The 9,650-nt window shown below is 72.2% G+C and carries 5 protein-coding genes; 1 reads left to right on the top strand and 4 read right to left on the bottom strand.

Annotated features, from left to right (window positions below; all coding sequences use genetic code 11):
- Positions 1 to 1,082: maltotransferase domain-containing protein (locus tag ACIG0D_RS22045; protein ID WP_399803340.1), on the bottom strand; the 1,082-nt coding region annotated here is incomplete at its 3' end.
- 1,116 nt (positions 1,083 to 2,198) lie between these two features.
- Here ACIG0D_RS22045 and ACIG0D_RS22040 point away from each other — a divergent pair.
- The gene (locus ACIG0D_RS22040) at positions 2,199 to 4,817 is read left to right on the top strand and encodes a glycosyltransferase family 1 protein (RefSeq protein ID WP_399803337.1); all 2,619 of its coding nucleotides are present in this window, start codon (positions 2,199 to 2,201) and stop codon (positions 4,815 to 4,817) included.
- 3 nt (positions 4,818 to 4,820) lie between these two features.
- On the opposite strand, the gene ACIG0D_RS22035 is transcribed toward ACIG0D_RS22040, so the two are convergent.
- The 3 genes from ACIG0D_RS22035 to ACIG0D_RS22025 form a co-directional block, all read right to left on the bottom strand.
- Positions 4,821 to 5,339 carry a DUF1990 domain-containing protein gene (locus tag ACIG0D_RS22035; protein WP_399803334.1) on the bottom strand — a complete coding sequence of 173 codons (519 nt, stop codon included), beginning with the start codon at positions 5,337 to 5,339 and terminating at the stop codon, positions 4,821 to 4,823.
- Positions 5,340 to 5,409: 70 nt separating this feature from the next.
- A complete protein-coding gene (locus tag ACIG0D_RS22030; protein WP_399803331.1) occupies positions 5,410 to 7,053 on the bottom strand; it encodes a M4 family metallopeptidase in 1,644 nt (547 codons plus the stop codon).
- Positions 7,054 to 7,292: 239 nt separating this feature from the next.
- Entirely contained in the window at positions 7,293 to 9,338 is a 2,046-nt protein-coding gene (locus tag ACIG0D_RS22025) for a M4 family metallopeptidase (protein ID WP_399803328.1), read from the bottom strand.
- Positions 9,339 to 9,650 lie beyond the last annotated feature (312 nt).

Below are 9,650 nucleotides of genomic sequence, written 5' to 3'. Positions count from 1 at the left end.
TCCGGATGCTTGTCCACCCAGGGATGGTCCGGCGAGCACTGCAACGCGAAGTCCAGCGCGATCTCCAGACCCAGCCCGCGCGCCTGCTCCACGAAACAGTCGAAGTCCTCGAGCGTGCCCAGATCCGGGTGTACGGCGTCGTGCCCGCCCTCGGGCGAGCCGATCGCCCACGGCACCCCCACATCGTCAGGGCCCGCCGACAGGCTGTTGTTGGGGCCCTTGCGGTGGGTCGTCCCGATCGGGTGGATCGGCGGCAGATAGACGACGTCGAAACCCATCTCCGCGATCGCGGCCAGCCTGCGCGCCGCCGTACGGAACGTGCCGTGCGGACGCTCCTCCGTCCCTTCCGAGCGGGGGAAGAACTCGTACCACGAGCCGTACAACGCCCGTTCCCGCTCCACCAGCAGGGGATACGGGTCGGACGCCGTGACCAGTTCCCGCAGCGGATGGCGGGCGAGTGCCGCCTCCACCTCCGGGGTCAGGGCCGCGGCCAGGCGGGTCGCGGCCGGGCGGGACTCGTCCCGCAGGGCGTCCACGGCGGCGAGGAGCAGGCCGCGCTCCCGGGCGGGCATGCCGTCGGCCGCCCGCTCGTACAGCCGCGCGCCATCTTCCAGGACGAGCCCGGTGTCGATTCCGGCCGGGATCTTGATCCGGGCGTGATGGTGCCAGGTGGTGACGGGGTCGGCCCACGCCTCGACCGTGTAGGTCCACAGGCCGGGCGCGTCCGCGGTCACGGTGGCGCCCCAGCGGTCGGTGCCGGGGGTGAGTTCGCGCATCGGCGTCCAAGGGCCGGGCCGGCCGTCCGGGTCCCGCAGGACGACGTTGGCGGCGACCGCGTCATGGCCCTCCCGGAACACGGTGGCCGAGATCTCGAAACGCTCGCCGGTCACCGCCTTCGCGGGCCGGCGGCCGTGCTGGACCACCGGACGGACGTCGAGGACGGGTATGCGTCCGACGGCGGTGACGTCGCCGCCCGCGGAGGGTGGCTCCGGGGTGGCCGGCGGGTCGGCGTCGGCGGGGTGCGCGAGGGGTGTTCGGGTTGGGGGTGTCGGGGGTGCCGACGAGTGGTGCGTGGCGGGCATCACCGCTCCTGTCCGCGTCAACGTGGGTGGGCGGATTGCTGTGGGGAGGTGGGTTCTGCTGGAGGTGCCTGTGAGGTGTACCGCAGGAGCCTTCCCACACTGTTCGGGTGGGCAATCCGGCACTTTGTTAACTACTCACGCGTATGTCTACGCACAAGTCCGGCCCCGTCCGGGAGCCACGGGGCCGGTGTCCGGGACCGTGCCGTCGGCAGGGCGGTGTTCGAGGAACCCGGTTCGGTGAACCGGGGCCGCTCCGGGGCACCTTGCCGGTCGCCGCGCCCGCCGTCATCGCTTGCGCGGGCCGGGCCGGACCGGCCTCGGTACGACCGGCCCGACAGGGTGCCGCGACGCCCGTGACGTGCGGGGACGCCATCGACGTACCGGAGTACGCCGACTTCGCGGAGCCGTCGGCGCGGGGCGCCGAGGTGACGCGGCACCGGGGGCGAACAGGTCCGGGGCGGTGCCGTGGTGGGGGATGCGGTGGCGTGGCGGGAGAAGGGCGCGCGGGCGTCCCTCCGGCCGGTGGCGCCCGCCGAGATGGCCCGCCACACCCTCGCGAGGGAGAAAAGAGTGGCCGGAAGTGCCTCGTTGCCCACCGCGGCGGTTTCGGCACAGCCGTCGAGGACCGCGCCCTGGGTGGGGCTGACGCGCGCCCCGATCTTCTCGGTGATGTGCGCTCCTGCCGTCGACGCAGCGCCTGTTCCCCCCTTCGGCGTCACCAGGCGACTGCCTCTGGCGGAGCCGGGCTCACCCGCCGGGCTCGTGTCCGCGTCCGCGCCGTGGCCTCGCGTCCCCCTCCTCCACCCGGGCGGACCGGCGTGTCGGCAGGTCCGCCACCGGGCGGCCTCTCGTGCGGCCCGAAGCCTCACAAGTTGGCCCAGGGATGCGGAATCGGCCATTTCGGCCAGGCTGGGGTGAGGGTGACACTTCGACGGTCCGGGCGCGGCGGTCCCGGAGTCGGCCACGACGCGGCCGGGTAGCCACTACCGTCGACAGGAGCACCACCGCAGAGAGGGGCGACACCGTCGAGAAGGACCACACCATCCACACCGGCACAAACCTCCAGAACGGCAACAACGCACACCGCGTCCGTCAGCGCACCGACAAGGTGGAACCGTGAAGGCGATCCGTCGATTCACCGTCCGTCCCGTTCTCCCCGAATCCCTCCGGCCGCTGAGCGACCTGGCACGCAATCTGCGCTGGTCCTGGCACGCGGAGACGCGCGACCTGTTCCAGTCCGTCGACCCCGACCGCTGGGCCGCCTCGGGCGGCGACCCGGTCCGGCTGCTGGGCAGCGTGCCGCCCGCCCGGCTCGCCGAGCTGGCCGAGGACCGCCGCTTCCTGCGCCGGCTGACCACGGTCGCCGACGACCTGCACGACTACGTCACCGGCGACCGCTGGTACCAGACCCAGCCCGGCGGACTCCCCGCCGCCGTCGCCTACTTCTCCCCGGAGTTCGGCATCACCGCCGCGCTGCCCCAGTACTCCGGCGGCCTCGGCATCCTCGCCGGCGACCACCTCAAGGCGGCCAGCGACCTCGGCGTCCCGCTGATCGGCGTCGGCCTGCTCTACCGGCACGGCTACTTCCGCCAGACCCTCTCCCGCGACGGCTGGCAGCAGGAGCACTACCCCGTCCTCGACCCCAACGAGCTGCCGCTGGCCCTGCTGAAGGAGCCCGACGGCACCCCCGCCCAGGTGACCCTCGCCCTGCCCGGCGGCCGGTCCCTGCGCGCCCGGATCTGGCTCGCCCAGGTCGGCAGGGTGCCGCTGCTGCTGCTCGACTCGGACGTCGAGGAGAACGACCACGGCGAACGCGGCGTCACCGACCGGCTCTACGGCGGCGGCAGCGAACACCGGCTGCTCCAGGAGATGCTGCTCGGCATAGGAGGGGTGCGGGCGGTGCGCACGTATTGCCGCCTCACCGGCCACCCCGAGCCCGAGGTGTTCCACACCAACGAGGGACACGCGGGCTTCCTCGGCCTGGAGCGGATCGCCGAACTGTGCGCGGACGGCCTCGACTTCGACTCGGCGCTGGAGGCGGTACGGGCGGGCACCGTCTTCACCACCCACACCCCCGTCCCGGCCGGCATCGACCGCTTCGACCGGGAGCTGGTCGCCCGCCACTTCGGCCCCGACGCCGAGCTGCCCGCCATCGACGTGCCCCGCGTGCTCCAGCTCGGCATGGAGACGTACCCCGGTGGCGAGCCCAGCCTCTTCAACATGGCCGTGATGGGCCTGCGGCTGGCCCAGCGCGCCAACGGCGTGTCCCTGCTGCACGGCAGGGTCAGCCGGGAGATGTTCTCCGGCCTGTGGCCGGGCTTCGACCCCGAGGAGGTGCCGATCACCTCCGTCACCAACGGGGTGCACGCCCCCACCTGGGTCGCCCCGGAGGTGTTCCGGCTCGGCGCCCGGCAGATCGGGCCGCAGCGCACCGAGGACGCCATGACCATCGGCGGCTCGGACCGCTGGGACGCCGTCGCCGACATCCCCGACCAGGACATCTGGGACCTGCGCCGGTCCCTGCGCGAACAACTCGTGACGGAGGTCCGCGAGCGGCTGCGCACGGCCTGGCGCCAGCGCGGGGCGGGCACGGCGGAACTGGGCTGGATCGACGGGGTGCTCGACCCGGAGATCCTGACCATCGGCTTCGCCCGCCGCGTCCCGTCGTACAAGCGCCTGACCCTGATGCTGCGCGACCGCGACCGGCTGATGGAACTGCTCCTGCACCCCGAGCGGCCGGTGCAGATCGTCGTCGCCGGCAAGGCCCACCCGGCGGACGACGGCGGCAAGCGCCTCATCCAGGAGCTGGTCCGCTTCGCCGACGACCCGCGCGTGCGGCACCGGATCGTCTTCCTGCCCGACTACGGCATGGCGATGGCGCAGAAGCTCTACCCCGGCTGCGACATCTGGCTGAACAACCCGCTGCGCCCGCTGGAGGCCTGCGGCACGAGCGGGATGAAGGCGGCGCTCAACGGCTGTCTGAACCTGTCCGTGCTGGACGGCTGGTGGGACGAGTGGTTCCAGCCGGACTTCGGCTGGGCCATCCCCACCGCCGACGGCCACGGCACCGACCCGGACCGCCGGGACGACATCGAGGCCGCCGCGCTGTACGACCTGCTGGAGCAGCGGATCACCCCGCGCTTCTACGAGCGCGGCCAGGGCGGGCTGCCGGACCGGTGGATCGAGATGGTCCGCCAGACGCTCACCCTGCTCGGCCCGAAGGTGCTGGCGGGCCGGATGGTCCGGGAGTACGTGGAACGCCTCTACGCCCCGGCCGCGCACGCGCACCGCGCCATGGACCCGGACTCCGCGCGGGACCTCGCCGAGTGGAAGGCCCGCGTCCGCTCGGCCTGGCACGGGGTGACCGTCGACCACGTCGAGACCTCCGTGACGGCGGCCACCGCCGAACTCGGCACGACCCTGACCCTGCGGGTCCGCGTCGGCCTCGGCGACCTCGCGCCCGAGGACGTCGAGGTGCAGGCGGTCGCCGGCCGCGTCGACTCCGAGGACCGCATCGCCGACGCCTCCGCCGTGCCCCTCAAACCGGCCGGCGGCCCCGACATGGAGGGCCGCTGGGTCTACGAGGGCCCTCTCTGCCTGGACCGCACCGGCCCCTTCGGCTACACGGTCCGCATCCTCCCCGCCCACCGCCTGCTGGCCTCCGGCGCGGAACTGGGCCTGCTGGCGGTCCCGGCGGACGAGGTGAGGGAGGCGGCGGGGGTGCTGATGAGGTAGGGGTCAGCTCTCGGGGGCCCGGGCGCACAAGGCTCGCAGCACCTTCCCGCACCGCTTGGCGTACGCGTGCTGGAGGCCGCGGGTGGCCGGGCCGCCGGCCTTGGCGTACCAGCTGGCCGCGCGGCTGAAGGCCGATATGGTCAGCCAGACCGTGCCGTCGCCGGTGCGGTTGACGACGAAGGACTCCTCGCCGCACTCGGGGTGGCCGGGCAGGGTGCCGTAGGCCCAGCCGGCGCGGCGGGGCTCGTCGACGGTCCAGACGATCCGGCAGGGCGCCCTGACCAGTCCGGCGAGGGTGACGGTGACCGTCACCTCCGGGGCGGCGCGGTCGGCGCTCGCGTCGATGCCGACGCCCATCGCCCGGTGCATCTCCCAGGTGCACACCGCCTCGGCGGCCCGGCGGAAGACCTCGTGGCCCTCGCCGATCCGGGTGCGGACGTCCATGCGGTGGAAGCCGGGCGGGCAGAAACCCGGCTCACGGGTGCCGCCGACGTCCGCGTACGTGAAATCCCCAGGAGACATGCGCCCCAGCGTAGGGCGGCACCCGGCGTCGTGTGTCCGCCGGGTGCCGCCTCGCCGATCAGGCTGTGGCTCAGTTGACGTTGACGGCCGCCCAGGCCGCCGCCACCGCCTTGTACTCGGTGCTCGAGGCGCCGTACAGCGCCGACGCCGCGTTCAGGGTCGCCGTGCGGGCGCCCTTGTAGTTGGTCGTCGAGGTCATGTACGTGGTGAGTGCCTTGTACCAGATCGCCGCGGCCTTGGCGCGGCCGATGCCGGTGACCGTGGAGCCGTTGTAGGTCGGCGAGTTGTAGCCGACGCCGTTGACGGTCTTGGCGCCGCTGCCCTCGCTGAGCAGGTAGAAGAAGTGGTTCGCGGGGCCGGAGGAGTGGTGGACGTCCATGCCGCCCAGCGAGGACGACCAGTAGTCCGCGGACACGCCGTCCTTGCTCGGCTTGTCCATGTACCGCAGCGGCGTGCCGTCGCCGTTGATGTCGATCTTCTCGCCGATGAGGTAGTCACCGGGGTCGGCGGGGTTGCCGGCGTAGAACTCGACCGCCGCGCCGAAGATGTCGGACGTGGCCTCGTTCAGGCCGCCGGACTCGCCGGAGTAGTTCAGGCCGGCCGTGTTCGAGGTGACGCCGTGGGTCATCTCGTGGGCCGCCACGTCGAGCGAGGTGAGCGGCTTGGTGTTGCCCTCGCCGTCGCCGTACGTCATGCAGAAGCAGCTGTCCGACCAGAAGGCGTTGACGTACGCGTTGCCGTAGTGGACGCGGGAGTACGCGGCCTTGCCGTCGTTCTTGATGCCGTTGCGGCCGAAGGTGTTCTTGTAGTAGTCCCAGGTCGTCTGGGCGCCGTAGGCGGCGTCGACGGCGGCCGTCTGGTCGCTGGAGGAGCTGGAGGCGGTGCCGGTGCCCCAGGTGTCGTCGGCGTCGGTGAACAGGGTGCCGGCCGAGCCGCTGGTGGAGCGGGCCTTGTTGTACGTCTTGTGGCCGCCGCGCGAGGGGTCGTAGAGCTGGTACGTCGAACCGGACAGGTAGGTGCCGAGGGTGACCGTGCCGTTGTAGAGGCCCTTGCCGGTGCCGGTCTCGATGCCCTGGTACTCGTAGAGCTTCTTTCCGGTGGCCGCGTCGGTGATGACGTGCAGCTCGTTCGGGGTGCCGTCCTCCTGGAAGCCGCCGACGACGGTCTCGTAGGCGAGGACGGGCTTGCCGTCGGCCGCCCAGATCACCTTGCGGGGGGCCTTCGCCGCGTCGGCCTTCGTCCCGCCGAGGGCCTTGGCGCGCTTGACGGCCTGGGTCTCGGCGGCGGCCTCGCCGACCTCCGGGGTGAGGTCGGCGACCGCGATTCTCGCCTTGGTCGCCTTGGTGACGCCCTCGGTCTTCCCGGTCGGGCTCTCGTGGACGACGAGGTCGCCGCCGAGGACGGGGAGACCGGCGTAGGTGCGCTCGTAGCGGGTGTGCAGGCTGCCGTCGGCGTCCTTGACGACGTCGCGGACGATCAGCTTCTCCTTGGCGCCGAGGCCTATCTCGTCGGCGGTCCGCTCGGTGGCCGCGTCGGCCTCGCGGATCAGGGCCGTGCGGGTGGCGGGGGAGAGGGCGAGCGGGGTGGCGGCGCGGACGGCCGGACCCTCGGCGGGGGTCTGGGCGGTGGCCGGGCCGGTGGTCAGGCCGGTGGTGAGGAGGGCGCCGGCGGCGATGGCGGTGGCCAGCGCCAGAGTGGTGCGCGTGGGGGACACACAAGCTCCTTGGGTGGGGGGCTGCTGGGAAGTTGTGCGGCGGGTGAGGGAAGAGTGACACCCGTGGTGCGTACATGTCAGGAGCCTCAAGTGATGTTGGCCGAAACCCAACTCCCAAGAAAACGTTTCCGAAAGGTAAAGCGGGGCAACGAAAGGGGCGCCGCTCCGGGGTAGTTGCCCCGGAGCGGCGCCCTGTGCGCTCTGTGCGGCCCTGTGCGTCGTACGAGCCGCCGCCGGCCTTACGGGAAGGTCAGCTTCCAGCCGTTGATGTAGCCGGTGTCCTGCGCCGCCTGGTCCTGGACCCGCAACTTCCAGGTGCCGTTGGCGGTCTCGGACGAGGCGTTGACCGTGTACGTGGTCTGCACGTTGTCCGCCGAGTCGGACGAGCTGAAGTTCTTCAGCCGGTACGCCGTCCCGTCGGGCGCCAGCAGGTCGATCACCAGGTCGCCGCGCCAGGTGTGGACGATGTCCACGCCCACCTGCAGGTTGGACGGCGCGGCGCCGGTCCGCCCGGTCACGTTCACCGAGGAGGTCACCGCGGCGCCGTTGTCCGGGATGGACACGTCAGTGGTGTTCTCGAAGGACGTGCCACCGCCGCCCCCGCCGGAACGGGACCCGACCGCGACGCCGGCCCAGGCGTCCTGGACCGCCTTGTACTCGGCGCTGGTGGTGCCGTACAGCTCACCGGCGACCGCGAGCGTGCCGGTGCGGGCCGCCGCGTAGTTCGTCGTGGAGGTGAACTTGGTGGTGAGCGCCTTGAACCAGATCTGCTCCGCCTTGGCCCGGCCGATGCCGGTGACCGGCAGCCCGTCCGCGGTGGGCGAGTCGTAGCTGACGCCGTTGATGGTCTTGGCGCCGCTGCCCTCGCTCAGCAGGTAGAAGAAGTGGTTCGCGGGGCCGGAGGAGTAGTGCACGTCGATGGACCCGATACCGGAGTACCAGTTGTCCTTCGACGAGCCGTCCCTGCTCGGCTTGTCCATGTAGCGCAGCGGTGTGCCGTCGCCGTTGATGTTGATCTCCTCGCCGATGAGGTAGTCACCCACGTCGGAGGAGTTGTTCGCGGCGAACTCCACGGCCGCGCCGAGGATGTCGGACGTCGCCTCGTTCAGGCCGCCGGACTCGCCGCTGTAGACGAGCTTCGCGGTCGCCGACGTCAGACCGTGCGTCATCTCGTGCGCGGCCACGTCGATCGAGACGAGCGGGTTGGCGTTGCCGGAGCCGTCGCCGTACGTCATGCAGAAGCAGCTGTCCGACCAGAACGCGTTGACGTAGTTGTTGCCGTAGTGGACCCGCGAGTAGGCGCCGACGCCGTCGCCGCGGATGCCGTTGCGGCCGTGCACGTTCTTGTAGTAGTCCCAGGTCAGCGCGGCCCCGTAGTGGGCGTCGGCGGCGGCCGACTCCAGGTTGGACGGGGAGCCGTTGCCCCACACGTCGTCCGGGCCGGAGAAGAGCGTGCCGGTGCCGGAGGTGCCGCGGTTGAGGTTGTACGTCTTGTGGCCGCCGCGGGCGCCGTCGGTGAGGTTGTACGTCGAGCCCGACTGGGTGGTGGTGAGCGGGACCGTGCCGCTGTACACCGTGTGGCCGGTGCCGTTGTGGACGGCCTCCCACTCGAACAGCTTCTCGCCGGTCGCGGCGTCGGTGACGACGTGCAGCTCCTGCGGGGTGCCGTCGTGCTGGAGGCCGCCGACGACCGTCTCCCAGGCGAGGGTCGGGGTGCCGTTCGCGGCCCAGACCACCTTGCGCGGGGCGCGGTCGACGTCCGGGTTCTTCGCCTTCTCCGCCTTCGCTGCGGCCAGCGCCTGCCGCTCGGCGCGCTCGGCGGTGATCGTCGGCTTCAGGGTGGCGGGCTTGACCGCGGCCCGGGTGGCCCGCACGACGCCCTCGGTCGCGCCGCTCTTCGCCGTCTTCACGACCAGGTCGCCACCGAGGACGGGCAGACCGTCGTAGGTGCGCTCGTAGCGGGTGTGCGTGGTGCCGTCACGGTCCTGGACGACGTCCCGGACGACCAGCTTCTCCTTGGCGCCGAGGCCGAGTTGCCGCGCCGTCGCCGCCGTGTCCGCCTGGGCCTCGCGTATCAGCTCGGCGCGCTGGGCGGGGGTGAGCTTCTTGGGCAGGGCGCCCGGGTCCGCCTGGGCCGACGCCGACGGTGCCTTCTCCGGGGCGGCGGTCGCGGCACCGGACTGCACGGCCGCGGCGACGAGGGCGGCGACACCGACCAGCGCGACGGCCGCCGCCCGGCGACGGGGGGTGTGGGAGGTGCGTCTGTGAGAGGGACTGCTGCTCAACACTGACTCCTTCTGCGCGGCCGCGGATCGCGCGGCCAGGGGAGAACCGGGCGGCGGGTGGGCCGTCCGGGCGTGCGTGGAGCTGGGCCGTGCCACAGCGCGAAGGTCTGTGGGGTTGCTGTGAGGCGACCGTGGGAAGAGTGGCAGCACCCCGCCGGTTCTGTCAGGGGCGCGTCAGAAACTTGGCCGGAAATCGTTCGTTGTCCGGGAGTTCACGTTCGATATACGAACTCGTCGGGTCCTGTCCTACGGCTCTCGCGGCCGGATGCCGCCGGTCCGCGGCAAGGCCCGCTCAGTCCCCGGATGCCGCGG

Source organism: Streptomyces sp. NPDC052773 (genome assembly GCF_044547145.1).
Taxonomy (GTDB): Bacteria; Actinomycetota; Actinomycetes; order Streptomycetales; family Streptomycetaceae; genus Streptomyces.
Note: the sequence above shows the minus strand (reverse complement) of the source record. Positions and strands in the feature narration are given on the sequence as shown.